The following is a 14,548-nucleotide window of genomic DNA, read 5'->3' as shown; positions in this document are numbered from 1 at the left end:
CGAAAGCCGGCAGCTTTCGTGAAAAGACTGGCATCAAGCCGATCATATCGGCCGGCTTGATGCAGTCCTACACCTTTTAACCGTGGTGCTGATTGTGTTTTTTGTCTGCTGCGCGATCAACTAGGTCAGGTGACAGACATTGAATCGCGCAGAAACAAGTCAAGTCAACCTCAATGCAAAAGTCCGTTTTCTCAAGCCCGAAAAAGTCAGGGTCACAAGGATGGCAGACGCTTAATGTGTCGCCGTTTATGTCCACAGGCCTCAGGATTGAAAGCGTTGCACAGCAATCTTTTAGACTTTCTGCCCGGAAGAAAATCGATTCGAAGCACTGCATATCATCTGAAAATCCGCCGACATTTCCAAATGTTGAAAATAAACCGCCTTTTTTGTCGTACAAAAGGAACGGAATGGTGTCTTTACCGGAAACCGTCGGACTCAGCAGATTGCCGAAGCAGCTCGTCGGACATGTTTCTTCAACTGCATCCTGTTCTTTTATAATTTGTTCTACTGCATCGCATACACAATTTTCATGCCGGCCATGGTGTTTTCCGCAGCTCATGGATTTCAGCTCCTTTTTATAGGGATATTTGACTTTAGTCTTTAACAACATATGTACCCGTGCCCTTGTTGGTGTGGGTAATCGTCTATAAAAATGAAGAAAAGCAGAGCTTGATGGCTCTGCTTTTTTGTATTAAAGGAGTCCGACGATAAGTGTTGCGATAACAACTGTAAGCGTTTGGACAGCTGTGCTGACCAAGACGGCGACATCGGTATCTTCTGTTGTAACTGTGACATCGCGTGAATTGTCGATAATTAATTTTTGACGGTTTGTTTGCTTGTTTGCTGTCACTTGCAGCAAGTCTTGTGATACAAGCTCGGCGAGATCAGCATCGTCAATGATTGCCAGAACGATTGTAACAATTGCCGTCTGTACCGCAGTCATAACAGATGCGACAACTTGAGTATCCTCTGTAGATACTCGGATATCGCAAGAATCCTTGATGATAATCGTCTCATCTGACAGCTGTTTGTTCAGGTTAAGCTGGTCGAGCTCCTGATTGATAAATGCATCGTTTTTGCCGCATTTGCAGTTGTAATCGTCACAAACGTGTTTCTTTGGATGTCTCGGATAATACTCTGTTCCCGGATGCTCGCATTCAGGATCTAATGCAACCCAAGAATATGGTCTAGTTTCCATTTGTTTTCCTCCTTCCATTTACTATTATTAAATGTTTGAAGGCTCGAACTTGTATATGGCAGATACCCTACTCCAAATCCCCATTTTTTTCTTCGGTTTGGGCGGTGTTCTCCTGCTGCCTTCTCTGTCTCAGCTTTTCTCTTAATTTATTTTTACCTGAACGTTCTCTTCTTCGTCTCGGGCGTTCTTCGGATTGTGATGATGCTTCATTGTTCGCTTCTTTCTTCTTTTCCTGCTGCCGCTGGATGAGAGCCTCGGACTGCGCCTTTAAATCTTCGAGTATTTTTAAGATGTTTTCTTTTTCTTCCTCAGACAGTGTCCGCACATTGTCTTTTGAAACGCCGTGTTTTCTAAGGATATTTTGCACAAGCGTATTAGTCAGCGGATTTACTTCCGCTTTAAGCTTTTCGCGATCTGCCAATTGTTTTTCACCTCAATTTCTTAAAAAATATTAGAAAGAAAGGAAGGCTTAAAGTATGTCAAGCTCTGTGATAAGCGCGATCAGCACTTCGGTTAAAACTTGGACGGAAAGCAGAATCTCCAGCGAGGAAAGCGTAATGGTGACATTGCGGCTGCCCATGACTTTGATGATGACTCTTCTCCTGCTCTGCAGCCTGTGTACGGCTAAAAGGTGTTCTGAGACAATGTCTGCTGTATCCTCGTCTTCGATCGCAAGCTGAGCCGATAAAATCGTCAAAGAGATCACAATGGCTTGTAAAGAGAGAGCTGCTGTTATGTTTGCCGTGTTTACCGTGACATGTTCTGAATCAATTACTTCAATGAGCTGGTCATATTCCCGGTATAATTCGTCAAATGTTTCTGCGTACAGCGCTTCGGCTTTTTCATGAAACGACATAACTTTCACTCCTTTCTTATCCACACTTTATTAAATGCAGACCGGTACCATAGCGGAATGAGGAAAACATACATTTCAGCACCCAAATTTGCTGTTTTAGGGAAGGCGGTTCCGGCATATATTTGGAAACAGGAAGGGGGAGCCCTGTGATACAAAGCTGGTTTTTATTTATTTTATTTTCTATCGCGGTATTTCGGCTGACGAGGCTGATTGTGTTCGACACGATCATGGCGCCGTTTAGAAGTCTGTTTCATGAAGAGGTTGAAGAAAAAAACGAAAAAACGGGAGAGACCGAGACGTATCTTGTCATGAAAGGAAAAGGCGTGAGAGCGTGGGTCGGCGAGCTGTTGAGCTGCTATTGGTGCACGGGCGTGTGGTGTACCGCGTTTTTGCTTGTTTTTTACGCATTTGTTCCGGCCATTGCCGAATGGCTGATTCTTCTGCTTGCCATCGCGGGTTTTGCTGGAGTACTGGAAACGATCGTGTCCAAATGGCTCGATTGAATGGGGATTTATCATTAGCAACTTTGAAAAGAAGACTCATATAATGGCGTATAAGCATGAGAAAGGAAGGAATGCAATGAGACAAGTGAAAAGAAGGCAGCAAGGCCGATTAACGAACGCTTCCAGCAATCATCAGTCCACTTTCTCAAAAAAAGTGAAGAAAAAAGGCTGCGGATGCGGCAAAAAAAGGAGAACCTATTAATATCAAAAAAAGCCGGACTATATCCGGTTTTTTTGTTGCCAATTTTCCTTCTGATGCATACACCATCATAAGGGGGAAAAGCGATGAATTTATTTGAACAGCTGGTTGAATCGATATCCCGCCAACACGATCAAATGCAAGCCGGCCATGACCGGGTGATCTTTGAGCAGCAGAAAGAACTGGAGACGTTTGACCGCTCGGCCGAACAGTTCGGCAGGCAGATCGAGGCGTTTGCAGAGAATGCCGAAAAATGGCTGGGAGAGGACGGGAGTCTGCCAGGCATTTTTAAATAATCCACAGAAGCCCTATGCATCAATCCAAGCGAATCCTATCAAATGTCATATCGTGTAGGGAGAAAAGGAGGTGCTTTAGATGGGCTTTTGTTGCGGAGGCTACGGCGGTGGCTACAGCGGCGGCTATGGCGGCGGCTATGGTTCAACGTTTGTATTGATCGTTGTCTTGTTTATTCTTCTAATTATTGTCGGCGCTTCTTTTAAATATTAGTTTTTGAGTTGATGCGAAGAGGGCGGCGGCATGTGTGCCGGGCTCTCTTCTTTTTGAACGGGAAAAGCACAAGGCTTTTCAAACATGCATAAGATAGCGTATCACTCCCAAAAAGGAGGCATAGGTATGGACAATCAATTTTTCAAAAACATCGAAAAGAAAACGGGCGTCAGCATGAATGACGTCATGCAGCTCGCAAATTCGCTGCAAAATGCCAACTTCAAGGATGAAAAAACAGTCCGCAGTGTGATTAAGCGCGTCGCTAAATTGGCGAACAAACGGGTTCCGCAGGAAATGGAAGATAAGATTGTTGAATCCATTGTAAGCGGCAAGGAAAAAATGGATTTCAATACGATCGCGAAAATGATGAACAGCAAAAAATAAACACCGCGCCTTCCGATAAAAGGAGGGCACGGTGTCTTTTATTGCAGCTGGACTTGGGGATTCGGGCGTAAAATAGGCTGTAAAAACCTTGAGCGGTATGCCGTTCTTCCCCTTCTGAAGGAAGGGACGCTGATATACAGGCGGTCCTCGGCCCGTGTCATGGCGACATACAGCAGCCTCCGTTCTTCTTCAAGAGCGGTTTCATCGCCTTTTCTCGCTGTCTCCAGGGCAAAGTCATGCGGAATCGAGCCGTCCTGCACTCCCAGGATATAGACCGTTTTAAATTCAAGCCCCTTCGCACGGTGAATCGTCAAAAGCTGAACACCGTATCCGTCAGCTTTTTGCTTTTCGGCGGCTCTCATATGATCGACATGCTCAAGAAATTCGGGGATCGTTTTGAATTTTTTTGCCGCTGTTTTGAGATCCCGCAGATCGTCAGACCCTTTTTCGAGCTTGTTTCCTTCGTTTCCGCGCTTTTTCAGGTAATCGGAAAAGCCCATCTTTTCCTCTGCGAAAGAGATGGCTTCAACCGGTTTCATCGTTTTTAAGCCTGTGAAAAAAGGAACGATTTTTTTAATTTTATCAACCTGAAACGGTTTGATGTCGGTCAGTTTTTCAAGCGCCTGAACCATCGTGCAATCTTCTGTAATCGAGAGCGCTTTAAGCGTGTTTAAAGCGGACTGCTTGAGAAAGAGGGCGGGTAAAATCTGTTTGACGGCTTCCGCGTCATCCTGATTTTGGCTTAAGTAGAGATAGGCCAGCATCTGCCGGACGATCCTCCTGCTGTAAAACGACCGGACACCTTGTTCAGCCGTGTACGGAATGGCTGACTGGTGCAGACGTTCAAAGATTGCGCGGCCGCTGCTGTTTGTCCGGTATAGGATGGCGAAGTCATCAGGTTTTGCGCCCATTTCAATTTTTTCTTGGATATCAGAGACGATCATAATCGCTTCTTCCTCTTCATCATAAGGATAAAATAAGAGCGGTTTTTGGCGGTCATCTCTCGCGGCGCTTAATGTTTTCGGAAAACGCTTTTTGTTTTTCTTCACGACCATATCGGCGCTTGCCACAATCGGATGGCTCGATCTGTAATTCGTCGTGAGGCGGACCGTTTTCGCCTTCGGATAGTCTTTTTCAAAATCGAGTATAAAAGAAGGGCTGCTGCCTCTGAACGCGTAGATTGACTGGTCATCATCCCCGACACAGGTCAGGTTGTTTTCGGGGCTTGCCAAGAGCTTGATGATGGCATATTGAACAGGGTTAATGTCCTGAAATTCATCGATCAAAATCGCGTGAAAGCGCGTCTGGTATCGTTTTAAAATGTCCGGCTGTTCTTGGAACAGCTGCCAGCATGCAGATGCCATATCGTCGAAATCGAATTGGCGCCGCGCAGCTTTTTGTTCTTCATAATGACGGTACAGCCGGTGAACCCGCTTTTCCCATTCGTCTTCAAGCGGAATCTGTTCGCCCGGAAGATAAGCGTTCTTCCAGTAGCCGATCTGCTGGATCGCCTGGTCAACCGGAAAGTCTTTTTCATCAAGCCCTTCTTCGGCAAGGGCCATTTTGATGTACTGTTCTTTTTGCCATTCCCATTTTAGCAGGTGCTCACCATTCCATTTGGCCGGATCATGGTGATAAAGAATTTTGTAAAAAAAGCTGTGGAAGGTGCCTGTCACGAGGCGGTTCACAGTCTGCATCGGCAATCCGTATTGCGACGCCATCCGCTCTTTCATTTCTTTCACGGCTTTTGTCGTGAATGTGACGAGCAAAATCGCAGAAGGCGGGATATCAAGCCGGGATATCATATAAGCCGCCCGCGCGGTTAATACCCGCGTTTTTCCGCTTCCCGCGCCGGCCAGAACGAGAAGGGGTTCTTCGGGGGCCGTCACGGCGGCAAGCTGTTTTTCATTCAGCGGCACATTCGGAAAGACCGGTTCCGGAGCCGTTTCTGCCGCTGGAGAGAAAGGAGAATGGATGGAAGCTTCGCGAGGCGGCGTCCAGAAGTCCGCGTCCGCCTTCTTTTCCTCTCCGATCGCTTTGCCTTTCGGAAGGCGGAACATGCCGCTTTCAGTATAATCGTTCTGTTTGGTTTTCTCTGTCTCCTCATTTAAGCATGCTGCTTCACATTGAGAAAAATCCCCGTTTTCCCGGTGGAAAAAATGCGGTTCTTCATGAATCGACAATTTCAGTCTGAGCGGCAAGCCGCAATGTTTACACGTAATTCTGTCTTTTCTTGCTTCATCAAAGAGGAATTGCAGGTGTTCTCTCGAATATGTATGTATATGAATGTCTCGGTTATTGAATCGGGCGCATTTCAAAAAGAGGTCCTCCAATTAATGGGTAGTCGTCTAGTGTCATGAGACAACGTCTATCATATCAAATGAAAACCGTTTAAAACAGTAGATTTTTGGGAATTAAAGCTGATGAGGAGGAGATCGAATGGGGTATTTACCGCCTGTCCGCAATGATCAATATATACAGTACGCCAATCGCAGCATCGGCCAAAAATCGAACTATGCTTATATACAAAAAACCGCCAATATCCCAAGCGAGCGCGCCTACCGCGAAGTCGAAAAAAGAGAGGAAAACCAGACTGCGGCTTTTAGTCGGGTCATGGAAAAGAAGAGGAGAAAAACGCTCAACCGCCGTGTTGCGGAAAAGGCGGAAAGCGGCCGCTATGTCAACGAATCCGTTTGAGATGAAACAAACCCCGGCTTTTATACCGGGGTTTTCGTTATTTTCTGCGCAGTTTTTTGAGTCCGAAATACAGAATAATCATAGCGGCCGCCCCGATCATAATCGGAATCGTGTACGTTCTCGCTACATTTTCAACATGGTCCCACCGGCTGCCGAGCTGTACGCCGAGGTAGACGAATAGTATCGACCACGGTATGATGGCGAGCACTGTCAGACCCGTGAATTTTAAAATTGGCATTTTCGCAATGCCAGCCGGAATGGAGATGGCGTGCCTGACCACGGGAATGAAGCGGGCAGAAAAGACGACGCCTCCGCCGTATTTCTCAAACCACTTTTCGGCTGTTTGAATGTGATGCTTTTGGATCAATAAGTATTTTCCGTATTTGTATAAAAACGGCCGTCCGCCGTAGTAGCCGATCCAGTATAAAAACAATTGAGCAATCGTTCCCCCGATGACGCCGGCGATCACGGCCCCTGTCATCGTAATGGAGCCGTTGGACACCAAGTATCCGCCGTAGGCCAGTACGATTTCACTCGGGATGATTTCGATCATTAAACCGATCGCAATGCCGAAATAGCCAAGATCGGTCAGCCACATTAAAATATCATTCACTATGCTTCCCATTTTCGTTTTTTCTCCCTGCTTTTGATTTCATCAGCCGAACGTTAGCAGCCACCGGGACGTTTCCCTGCCGCCCGCGCGGGAAACAAGCGAATCTCAAAAAACGTCCGGATACGCTCTGTGCCATTGCCATGCGCTTTGAATGATGGTTTGTAAATCGCTGTATTGCGGCTTCCAGCCGGTATCTTCCTGCAGTGTCCGGCTGTCCGCCACCAACACTGGCGGATCCCCCGCTCTGCGCTCGTCCGTTTTTGCTGCAATGCTTCGCTCTGTCATGTTTTCCGCGGTTTCAATGATTTCTTTTACGGAATGTCCGGCCCCTGTCCCTACATTATAAACATTTTGCTTCAGTCTGTCTTCATATAACCCGTAAAGGGCCGCCAGGTGGGCGGAAGCCAGATCGAGGACGTGAATATAATCCCTGATGGCATAAGAGCGATTTCCGTACTCGCTTTAAAACTGCCCAGCTTGTCTCCGATATCAAAGCGGCTTCCTTCCAACTTGCGTGCTGGGATGACTGCTTTTTTTACTTTCATGGTTATTCACTCCTGGTCTTTTTTATGAATCTGTTCCGGGTTCTTGAAACACCCAAAGCCTGTTTCCGATAAAGTTGATCGCCATTCCCGCGACTGTCACGGACATTTTGCTGACAAAAAGGGACAGGCCGGCTTTTTGAAAGATATACAGAAGCACAAACGTAGCGCCCGCTGCTGCAAGATTGATCATGATAAACCGGATGATCTCCGCGCTATGCGCTTTTTCCTTTACTTGAAACGTCCATGTCCGATTCCAGATATAGCTGTTTGCCACGCCTGCCGAATAGGAAAACAACTGTGCGGCCAGGTAGGGGACGTGGAGCGACGTAAGGAGAAAAAACACGACGAAATCAACGAGTGTGTTCCCGGCTCCGACTGTTCCGAAACGAACGAGTGTGGTGATGTTGTTTTTGTTCATAACGGCATTCGGCTGTTACCTCCCGACTATTTTGTGTAGGGCTTCGTAAAAGCTTAGAAACAACTTTAATAGACAATGTTGAATAAACGATAAACAAAAGATGAACAAACTATGAAATGTTTTCTGAGGAAAAGAAAAACCGTTCCGCTTAAAAAGCGGAACGGTTACTTTTTGACCATTTTGACATGGGGGATATTCGCATCTAAAAATTCTTCAGACACGACCTTATAGCCGTGTTTTTCGTAAAAGGGAACAGCCTGTGTCTGCGCGTTCAGCATGAATTGAGCTGCGCCTTGCTTGGCGGCTTCCTCTTCAAGCGCCTGAATGATCAGGTTGCCGACGCCGAGAGAGCGATGGCTTTTCAGCACACAGATTCGTTCAAGTTTGCCGTAGCCGTCGACAAGCCGGAGGCGGCCAGCGCCGATCGGCTCTTTTCCGTCATAGATGACGAGATGTGAAGATTCCTGATCAAGATGATCCATTTCTTCTTCCGGTGATACGTGCTGCTCCTTGATAAAGACTTCCTTTCTAACAAAGAAGGCGTCTTCAAGCTGTTGTTGATTCTTCACAATGACGGCTTCCACTGGCTTTCTTCACGCTCCTAAAATAAAAGTTTCATAGACGGTCCATGATCCGTTGTCCAATTGGTAAAGCAGGTGAAAGCGGTCGATGACTTCTTCGTGTGACGCGTCTCTCATTTTCAGCGTGCCGAGGACGTCGGAATGCTCATCATCTGACAGCTTTTGTGCGACTGTGACATGGGGAACAAACGCATATTCGGGTTTGCCTTCCAAAACGCCGCTGTACATTTTTTCATGAAGCTGCGTTAATTCCTCTGTCGGTTCGGCTTTCATGTAAATGACATTATTGACGGGGGCAAAGGAACTGAATTTTGTAATCTTCAGCGTGACCGGTTTCAGCTCTTTTGAAAGCTCCCTCAGGTGTCGAACGACGCCCTCGATCTCGTCTTCAGACACTTCGAAAGGTGTTCTTAATGTAAGGTGGGGCGGAATTAAAGCGTAATTCGGGTCATAGCGTTTTCGGTAGGAATTTGCAATGTCCTGAAGTTTTTTTGATGGAAATAGCACAATACCGTATTTCATTTTGTTCCCTCCTTAAACAATTGATATGGTTTAGTATATCAAAGATGGGCCGATATACAGAGAGCTACAGCATTTTTTTTAAAGCGGGGGTGATGAGCGGCTGCCAGTACGTCCACTTGTGATCGCCGTCGAAAGCTTTGAAATCGTAGTTTGTCTGCTTTTCTTCAAGCAATTCTTTTAATTGCTCATTTGGACCTGTGAAGTCCAAAATTTGATCATCGGTCGTTTTGACGGCGGTTTCCTTCTCGCCGATTTGGTGGCAAATTGAAATAAGCTGCAGGGAATCGGACTGTTTCACTTTATCGAGAACATGACGGTCGACATAAGGAGACTGCATAATGACGTTCCCGAACATATTCGGGTAGTCAAGTGCCGTCATGAGAGAGACCGTTCCTCCGAGCGAATCCCCGATTAGCGTCCTGCCTGATCCGACTTGGTATGTCGGATACTCTCTGTCGGTGAAAGGGACGAGTTCATTTGCCAAAAAACGTTTATACGCTTCGAATTTTGACCCTTCCGGATGGTATGTAAGCCTTCTTTCCTGTACGTTTTTGTACGGAATGCCGATGATGATGCTTCTTTCGATTTCACCGTTCGCCAACAGTTCTTCCACCTGCCTGCTGATGCGCCCGAGCCGGAAATAGTCATGTCCATCCTGTGCGATGATCACATGATATTTGTAAAGCGGCGAGAAGGATGACGGCAAATAGACGAGAAGCTCCATTTCCTCGCCGAGCTCTTCCGAAAAAAGCTTTTTCTCCTGAATGACTCCTGTTTTCATAGCCAAGGTGAATTCCTCCAGAAATAATGTTTGTGAACGTTTCCATTCATTGTAACACGAAATTCTCTTGTGAAAGAAGCAAAAAGAGCTGCCGATTTGTTCGGCAGCCGTGATTTTTTATGATCGTTTTTTTTCGTACCATGGCGTTGACGGTCTATCCGGAGGGTATCCGTATCGCTCGCGGTACCTTTTTCTTTCCGCTGTGAAATCCCACCAGCTTTTACCGCTTTCGGGATCGTTGGCATAATGGACGATGCAGCGCAGCGCATCTTCTGCACAAGGGTCTTCCCAGTAGCCTTTCAGTTTTTCGAGGCGGATGATCAAATCCGCACCTGATTCATGCTTGATGTCATCGAGAGAATAATAGCCTAGGTCAACGGCGCACTGCGCCATTTTCGGCCCGATGGAAGGAACCGTTTGAAACTGGGCGAGCGCTTTGATGTATACGGCGCGTTTCAAAGACGAACCGAGCGCATGTGCAAGGGCGGACAGATCCATATGTGCCGTGTTTTTTATTTTTACCTTGGCTGTCTTTAAGTTTGACCGTTCTTCTTTTGTCAGAGGCAGCTTCATATGATCACCTTTTAAAGATAAAGATCGAACATGTTGACGTCATAGCCGAGCTGTTTTAAATAATTAAACAGCTGGGCCCTGTGATGGAAGACGTGGGTAAGCGTTTCTGTCAGCCAGCGGCTTTGGGTCATCCCTTCATCGAGGTAAAACGGCTTTGTCTTCTTCGTCAAAAATTCCTCGTCGGAAAGGGAGGTCATATACGTTTGAAAAGCGTCGAATCCTTTCTGCATAGCTTCAGCCATTTGGTCAGCCGACTGCAATGCACCATATTTCTTTTCAATCCGGGCGATGACGTCCTCTTCCTTTTCCTGCATGATGGCCAAGTCGGCTTCAGGGATGGCCGCCAAATGACTTGCCAGTTCTTTCAGGCTTCGCATGCGGTCGGCGGGCCGGTAAGACCAGTCAGATTCCTTCACTTTTTTCAGAAGATGACACGTGGAGCGGATGCCCGTCTCCATTTCGTGGAACAAATCGCCACGCAGCGCTTGAACTTGATTCATTTGCTTCATCCTTTCCATTTGGTTTTATTCTAAAAGTATCACCTAATCCTGACAGGCTTTGTCATGATTCTTAAAAAAAGTCAGCCGTACTTCGCTAAAATGTCAGCAGCCTTTCGTTTCAGCTGAAGCTTGATTTCCGCGGGTTCTTTTACAGTTGCCTCAGTGCCGAGGTTCCACAAAAGTTCCCCGAAATACTCAAGTTCAGACCTGGGGATGTTTGTATCGATCGCCCCCGTTCCGTCATCCCGCATGGTGAGGATCTTGAATAAATCCACATCAGCCGCAGCCCGCCTGGCTCCTCTGCGTGTCAGTTCCGCTTGCAGCCGCACCGGTTCAGGGCACTCGCTCTCCGAATGTTTGATCCAGCTGAGAACCGATGGATAGGGAAGCTGACGGGCCTGCCCGCTGTCCGCTTTTTCCGCACGGAGGATGCGGTCGGCGCGGAACAGTCTAAACGCCTGCCTTTTAAAGCAATAGGCCGGACAGTACCAGAAGCCGTTCCAGCTGTATAAGCCGATGGGCTGGATGGATCTCTCATTGCAATCGTCTGTTCCGTCATAAACGACCGTCAAAACGGATTGAGTGGTGGCTGCGTCAAGAAGCGTCTCTAAATGTTCGGCGGCTTTTGGTCGATGCGGATTCCAGAACACGATTCTGTCTTTCATCGCATCAATCCGCTCCTGTGTTTCCGCGGGAAGGTGACGGTAGAACTTTTTTAAAACCATCCGCGTTTCCGCATCAAAGGGGAGCGATCCGAAAAACTGCAAAGATTGATACGCGAAAAACATAGCCGCCGCCTCTGATTGTGTAAAAAAGAGCGGCGGAAGCACAGGCTCATTCAGCAAATAATAGCCTCCGTTCGCGCCTGTTTCAGAATAGATCGGGACGCCGAGTGCGCTCAGCTCGTCCAGATCGCGGAGAATCGTCCGGTAGGAAACTCCGAATTCTGCTGCGAGCTCCCCGGCCGTAAATTTTCGTCTTGTATGAATGGTCATCATCAATTCGATTAATCGCTCTGTTTTGGGCATCTGATTCCTCCGATCCGGTCATTTGATTTCATCATACCATGTTCAATATGAAGAAAGATTTAAAAATGACCCTTGAAAAATGTCTTGAATTAGGTTAAAGTAAAGAACAATCAGAATATTGAAGAGATTCTTATCACGAGAGGTGGAGGGACTGGCCCTTTGAAACCTCAGCAACCGGTCTGCACTGACGACGTCAGTGTACCAAGGTGCTAAATCCAGCAAGCAGATGCTTGGAAGATAAGAAGAAGCGAATAATCCCCCTTCTTCTTATGAAGAAGGGGTTTTTACTTTTTAAAGGATGGTGTCATATGACTGAACATGTACAAACAACGCTGGCGCAAATCGGCAACCGCAGTGATGAAATAACCGGAACCGTCAATCCTCCCGTTTATTTCTCTTCTGCGTACAGGCACAAAGGAATCGGGGAATCCACAGGATTTGATTACATTCGCACAAAAAATCCGACAAGACAGCTTGTTGAAGATGCAATCGCGAAACTCGAAGGGGGAACGCGCGGCTTTGCGTTCAGTTCTGGTATGGCTGCCATTCAGACGATCATGGCTCTGTTTCAAAGCGGGGATGAGCTCATCGTTTCATCCGATTTGTACGGGGGAACATACCGCCTTTTTGAAAACGAATGGAAGAAATACGGACTGCGCTTTTTATACGACGATTTTTCAGACGAAGACTGTATCAAGTCGAAAATCACGGACAATACAAAGGCCCTGTTTGTAGAAACGCCGACAAATCCGCTCATGCAGGAAGCAGACATTCAAAAAATCGCGCAAATTGCCAAAGAGCACGGCTTGCTGCTCATTGTCGACAATACGTTTTATACACCGGTTCTGCAAAGGCCGATTGAGCTCGGCGCTGATCTTGTCATTCACAGCGCGACGAAGTATTTGGGGGGTCATAACGACCTTTTGGCGGGGCTTGTCGTCGCAAAAGGCGAAGAGCTGTCTGAGGAAATGTTCCAGCACCAAAACGCCATCGGCGCGGTATTATCGCCGTTTGATTCGTGGCTCTTAATGAGAGGGATGAAAACGCTGGCTCTTAGGATGAGACAGCATCAGGAAAACGCCCGTGAGCTCGCGGCCTTTTTGGAAGAGCAGGAGGAAATTGCCGATGTTCTTTATCCGGGAAAAGGTGGCATGCTGTCATTCCGCGTTCAAAAAGAAGAATGGGTCAATCCGTTTCTAAAAAATCTTAAGACGATCTGTTTCGCCGAAAGCCTCGGCGGAGTCGAAAGCTTCATCACCTACCCGGCGACACAGACCCACATGGATATCCCGGAAGACATCCGAATTGCGAACGGCGTCTGCAACAGGCTTCTGCGCTTTTCAGTCGGAATCGAACACGTCTCAGATTTGAAGCAGGATCTCAAAGCTGCGCTGGAAAAAGTGAAAGGGGAGGCGGTTCCGCATGAGTCATGAAAACTGGACGCTTGAAACAAGGCTTGTTCATAACCAAAATAAAACGGACGGAGCAACCGGAGCCGTCAGCGTGCCGATCCAGCACGCGTCAACCTTTCATCAAGATTCTTTTGACAAATTCGGCGAATATGACTACAGCCGGTCAGGCACACCGACAAGAAAGGCGCTTGAAGACACGATAGCCGAGCTTGAGGGAGGGACGAGAGGATTTGCTTTTTCATCCGGAATGGCTGCGATTTCCACCGCCTTTCTGCTTTTGTCAAAGGGCGATCACGTGCTCGTCACAAAAGATGTGTACGGCGGCACTTACCGGATGATTACGGAAGTGCTGAGCCGCTTTGGGATTGAACATACTTTCGTCGATATGACGGATTTAAATGAAATTGCTTTAAACATAAAGGAAAACACAAAAGTCATCTATCTTGAAACACCGTCAAATCCGACGCTCGGCATTACGGATATCAGAGGGGTCGTCAAGCTTGCCAAGGCGCACGGCTGTCTGACGTTCCTTGACAACACGTTCATGACCCCGGCGCTGCAGCGACCGCTTGAGCTCGGCGTCGATATTGTGCTTCACAGCGCGACGAAGTTTTTAAGCGGACACAGCGACGTATTATCAGGCCTTGCCGTCGTGAAAGACAAAAAGCTCGGAGAAGAACTCTATAAACTACAAAATTCGTTCGGCGCTGTTCTCGGCGTCCAAGACTGCTGGCTTGTGCTGAGAGGGCTGAAGACGCTCCAAGTGCGGCTTGAAAAAGCAAGCAGGACGGCTCAGCAGCTCGCCGAATTTTTCGAAAAACATCCGGCCGTCAAACAAGTGTATTATCCAGGGCTGTCTTCGCATCCGGGTGCATCCGTTCACAGGCACCAGTCATACGGCGCCGGCGCCGTCCTTTCGTTCGAGCTGGAGAATTCAGAAGCCGTGAAACAGGTCGTGGAACATGTCTCTCTTCCGGTCTTTGCCGTCAGCCTCGGCGCTGTGGAGTCGATCCTTTCCTACCCGGCGAAAATGTCACACGCTGCCATGCCGAAAGAAGAGCGGGAAAAACGGGGAATTACCGACGGCCTTCTGCGGCTGAGCGTCGGCGTGGAACATGCCGATGATTTGCAAGCCGATTTTGCTCAAGCATTGGAAGCCGTATCCGGAGCCCTCGCCCGTTCATAAAAGAAGCCGCGGATTCTTCAGGGAATCTGCGGCTTTTTTGGCCGT

Annotated in this window: 22 protein-coding genes, 1 pseudogene and 1 riboswitch; of the genes and pseudogenes, 8 read left to right on the top strand and 15 right to left on the bottom strand. The window is 47.5% G+C overall.

All coding sequences use genetic code 11. From position 1 onward, the window contains the following. Positions 1–76 precede the first annotated feature (76 nt). The 4 genes from H2R00_RS08670 to H2R00_RS08655 all read right to left on the bottom strand — a co-directional run bounded on the left by H2R00_RS08670 (position 77) and on the right by H2R00_RS08655 (position 2,054). Positions 77–559 (bottom strand): CotY/CotZ family spore coat protein, encoded by a 483-nt coding sequence (locus H2R00_RS08670; RefSeq protein WP_043925650.1) that lies wholly within the window; start codon positions 557–559, stop codon positions 77–79. A gap of 132 nt (positions 560–691) precedes the next feature. Continuing rightward, positions 692–1,198, bottom strand: coding sequence for a spore coat protein (locus tag H2R00_RS08665; protein WP_154994857.1), 507 nt, complete (start codon positions 1,196–1,198; stop codon positions 692–694). A 67-nt stretch (positions 1,199–1,265) separates the two neighbouring features. After that, the gene (locus tag H2R00_RS08660) at positions 1,266–1,619 is read right to left on the bottom strand and encodes a spore coat protein (RefSeq protein WP_154994859.1); all 354 of its coding nucleotides are present in this window, start codon (positions 1,617–1,619) and stop codon (positions 1,266–1,268) included. A gap of 48 nt (positions 1,620–1,667) precedes the next feature. After that, positions 1,668–2,054, bottom strand: coding sequence for a spore coat protein (locus H2R00_RS08655; RefSeq protein WP_182070857.1), 387 nt, complete (start codon positions 2,052–2,054; stop codon positions 1,668–1,670). 146 nt (positions 2,055–2,200) lie between these two features. Here H2R00_RS08655 and H2R00_RS08650 point away from each other — a divergent pair, with 146 nt between their 5' ends. The 5 genes from H2R00_RS08650 to spoVIF all read left to right on the top strand — a co-directional run bounded on the left by H2R00_RS08650 (position 2,201) and on the right by spoVIF (position 3,647). Continuing rightward, positions 2,201–2,557, top strand: coding sequence for a DUF1360 domain-containing protein (locus H2R00_RS08650; RefSeq protein WP_182070856.1), 357 nt, complete (start codon positions 2,201–2,203; stop codon positions 2,555–2,557). Between the two features lie 76 nt (positions 2,558–2,633). After that, a complete protein-coding gene (locus tag H2R00_RS21380) occupies positions 2,634–2,759 on the top strand; it encodes a hypothetical protein (protein WP_255204428.1) in 126 nt (41 codons plus the stop codon). An 83-nt stretch (positions 2,760–2,842) separates the two neighbouring features. After that, on the top strand, positions 2,843–3,052 hold the full coding sequence (locus H2R00_RS08645) for a protein YjzK (RefSeq protein WP_182070855.1): 210 nt from the start codon (positions 2,843–2,845) through the stop codon (positions 3,050–3,052). 79 nt (positions 3,053–3,131) lie between these two features. Then, positions 3,132–3,263 carry a YjcZ family sporulation protein gene (locus H2R00_RS08640; protein ID WP_011197781.1) on the top strand — a complete coding sequence of 44 codons (132 nt, stop codon included), beginning with the start codon at positions 3,132–3,134 and terminating at the stop codon, positions 3,261–3,263. 126 nt (positions 3,264–3,389) lie between these two features. Continuing rightward, on the top strand, positions 3,390–3,647 hold the full coding sequence (gene spoVIF, locus H2R00_RS08635) for a sporulation-specific transcription regulator SpoVIF (RefSeq protein WP_003180710.1): 258 nt from the start codon (positions 3,390–3,392) through the stop codon (positions 3,645–3,647). A 38-nt stretch (positions 3,648–3,685) separates the two neighbouring features. Here spoVIF and H2R00_RS08630 read toward each other — a convergent pair whose 3' ends face one another. Then, positions 3,686–5,965, bottom strand: coding sequence for an ATP-dependent helicase (locus tag H2R00_RS08630; protein WP_182070854.1), 2,280 nt, complete (start codon positions 5,963–5,965; stop codon positions 3,686–3,688). Positions 5,966–6,086: 121 nt separating this feature from the next. Between H2R00_RS08630 and H2R00_RS08625 the strand changes: the two genes are divergently transcribed. Next, positions 6,087–6,344 (top strand): hypothetical protein, encoded by a 258-nt coding sequence (locus H2R00_RS08625; protein WP_176275948.1) that lies wholly within the window; start codon positions 6,087–6,089, stop codon positions 6,342–6,344. 37 nt (positions 6,345–6,381) lie between these two features. Here H2R00_RS08625 and uptA read toward each other — a convergent pair whose 3' ends face one another. From uptA to H2R00_RS08575, 10 genes and pseudogenes are all read right to left on the bottom strand, one after another. Then, positions 6,382–6,969 (bottom strand): undecaprenyl phosphate transporter UptA, encoded by a 588-nt coding sequence (uptA, locus tag H2R00_RS08620; protein WP_043925657.1) that lies wholly within the window; start codon positions 6,967–6,969, stop codon positions 6,382–6,384. Positions 6,970–7,062: 93 nt separating this feature from the next. Continuing rightward, positions 7,063–7,242 (bottom strand): hypothetical protein, encoded by a 180-nt coding sequence (locus H2R00_RS21225; protein ID WP_244958300.1) that lies wholly within the window; start codon positions 7,240–7,242, stop codon positions 7,063–7,065. A 152-nt stretch (positions 7,243–7,394) separates the two neighbouring features. Further along, a pseudogene (locus H2R00_RS21220) lies at positions 7,395–7,481 on the bottom strand (hypothetical protein); the annotation flags it as partial. A 43-nt stretch (positions 7,482–7,524) separates the two neighbouring features. After that, complete coding sequence (locus H2R00_RS08605; RefSeq protein ID WP_182070853.1) at positions 7,525–7,920, bottom strand: GtrA family protein; 396 nt, start codon at positions 7,918–7,920, stop codon at positions 7,525–7,527. A gap of 164 nt (positions 7,921–8,084) precedes the next feature. Next, positions 8,085–8,504 (bottom strand): GNAT family N-acetyltransferase, encoded by a 420-nt coding sequence (locus H2R00_RS08600; RefSeq protein ID WP_076790557.1) that lies wholly within the window; start codon positions 8,502–8,504, stop codon positions 8,085–8,087. Between the two features lie 9 nt (positions 8,505–8,513). Next, the gene (locus tag H2R00_RS08595) at positions 8,514–9,023 is read right to left on the bottom strand and encodes a YjcG family protein (RefSeq protein WP_154994873.1); all 510 of its coding nucleotides are present in this window, start codon (positions 9,021–9,023) and stop codon (positions 8,514–8,516) included. A gap of 64 nt (positions 9,024–9,087) precedes the next feature. Then, positions 9,088–9,810: an esterase family protein gene (locus tag H2R00_RS08590; protein ID WP_107661697.1), complete on the bottom strand. Its 723-nt coding sequence runs from the start codon at positions 9,808–9,810 to the stop codon at positions 9,088–9,090. A 111-nt stretch (positions 9,811–9,921) separates the two neighbouring features. Continuing rightward, a complete protein-coding gene (locus H2R00_RS08585; RefSeq protein ID WP_154994875.1) occupies positions 9,922–10,377 on the bottom strand; it encodes a helix-hairpin-helix domain-containing protein in 456 nt (151 codons plus the stop codon). Positions 10,378–10,388: 11 nt separating this feature from the next. Beyond that, entirely contained in the window at positions 10,389–10,877 is a 489-nt protein-coding gene (locus H2R00_RS08580) for a DinB family protein (RefSeq protein ID WP_154994877.1), read from the bottom strand. 80 nt (positions 10,878–10,957) lie between these two features. Continuing rightward, the gene (locus H2R00_RS08575) at positions 10,958–11,905 is read right to left on the bottom strand and encodes a helix-turn-helix transcriptional regulator (RefSeq protein ID WP_182070852.1); all 948 of its coding nucleotides are present in this window, start codon (positions 11,903–11,905) and stop codon (positions 10,958–10,960) included. 127 nt (positions 11,906–12,032) lie between these two features. Beyond that, positions 12,033–12,149, top strand: a riboswitch (SAM riboswitch). Between the two features lie 64 nt (positions 12,150–12,213). Between H2R00_RS08575 and H2R00_RS08570 the strand changes: the two genes are divergently transcribed. After that, positions 12,214–13,338 carry a methionine biosynthesis PLP-dependent protein gene (locus H2R00_RS08570; RefSeq protein WP_182070851.1) on the top strand — a complete coding sequence of 375 codons (1,125 nt, stop codon included), beginning with the start codon at positions 12,214–12,216 and terminating at the stop codon, positions 13,336–13,338. Continuing rightward, entirely contained in the window at positions 13,328–14,503 is a 1,176-nt protein-coding gene (gene metC / locus H2R00_RS08565) for a cystathionine beta-lyase (protein WP_154994883.1), read from the top strand. The genes H2R00_RS08570 and metC overlap by 11 nt, the downstream gene beginning before the upstream one ends. Positions 14,504–14,548 lie beyond the last annotated feature (45 nt).

Source organism: Bacillus haynesii, assembly GCF_014042035.1.
GTDB classification, from domain to species: Bacteria; Bacillota; Bacilli; order Bacillales; family Bacillaceae; genus Bacillus; species Bacillus haynesii.
The sequence above is the reverse complement of the archived record's forward strand: the minus strand, read 5'-3'. Positions and strand labels throughout refer to the sequence as shown.

Excerpts from the sequence above, each read along its gene's own strand:
- metC (WP_154994883.1), top strand. The coding sequence starts at position 13,328 with ATGAGTCATGAAAACTGGACGCTTGAAACAAGGCTTGTTCATAACCAA.
- H2R00_RS08595 (WP_154994873.1), bottom strand. The coding sequence starts at position 9,023 with ATGAAATACGGTATTGTGCTATTTCCATCAAAAAAACTTCAGGACATT.
- H2R00_RS08640 (WP_011197781.1), top strand. The coding sequence starts at position 3,132 with ATGGGCTTTTGTTGCGGAGGCTACGGCGGTGGCTACAGCGGCGGCTAT.
- uptA (WP_043925657.1), bottom strand. The coding sequence starts at position 6,969 with ATGGGAAGCATAGTGAATGATATTTTAATGTGGCTGACCGATCTTGGC.
- H2R00_RS08605 (WP_182070853.1), bottom strand. The coding sequence starts at position 7,920 with ATGAACAAAAACAACATCACCACACTCGTTCGTTTCGGAACAGTCGGA.
- H2R00_RS21380 (WP_255204428.1), top strand. The coding sequence starts at position 2,634 with ATGAGACAAGTGAAAAGAAGGCAGCAAGGCCGATTAACGAACGCTTCC.
- H2R00_RS21225 (WP_244958300.1), bottom strand. The coding sequence starts at position 7,242 with ATGACAGAGCGAAGCATTGCAGCAAAAACGGACGAGCGCAGAGCGGGG.
- H2R00_RS08625 (WP_176275948.1), top strand. The coding sequence starts at position 6,087 with ATGGGGTATTTACCGCCTGTCCGCAATGATCAATATATACAGTACGCC.
- spoVIF (WP_003180710.1), top strand. The coding sequence starts at position 3,390 with ATGGACAATCAATTTTTCAAAAACATCGAAAAGAAAACGGGCGTCAGC.
- H2R00_RS08645 (WP_182070855.1), top strand. The coding sequence starts at position 2,843 with ATGAATTTATTTGAACAGCTGGTTGAATCGATATCCCGCCAACACGAT.
- H2R00_RS08580 (WP_154994877.1), bottom strand. The coding sequence starts at position 10,877 with ATGAATCAAGTTCAAGCGCTGCGTGGCGATTTGTTCCACGAAATGGAG.
- H2R00_RS08665 (WP_154994857.1), bottom strand. The coding sequence starts at position 1,198 with ATGGAAACTAGACCATATTCTTGGGTTGCATTAGATCCTGAATGCGAG.
- H2R00_RS08570 (WP_182070851.1), top strand. The coding sequence starts at position 12,214 with ATGACTGAACATGTACAAACAACGCTGGCGCAAATCGGCAACCGCAGT.
- H2R00_RS08670 (WP_043925650.1), bottom strand. The coding sequence starts at position 559 with ATGAGCTGCGGAAAACACCATGGCCGGCATGAAAATTGTGTATGCGAT.
- H2R00_RS08655 (WP_182070857.1), bottom strand. The coding sequence starts at position 2,054 with ATGTCGTTTCATGAAAAAGCCGAAGCGCTGTACGCAGAAACATTTGAC.
- H2R00_RS08585 (WP_154994875.1), bottom strand. The coding sequence starts at position 10,377 with ATGAAGCTGCCTCTGACAAAAGAAGAACGGTCAAACTTAAAGACAGCC.
- H2R00_RS08575 (WP_182070852.1), bottom strand. The coding sequence starts at position 11,905 with ATGCCCAAAACAGAGCGATTAATCGAATTGATGATGACCATTCATACA.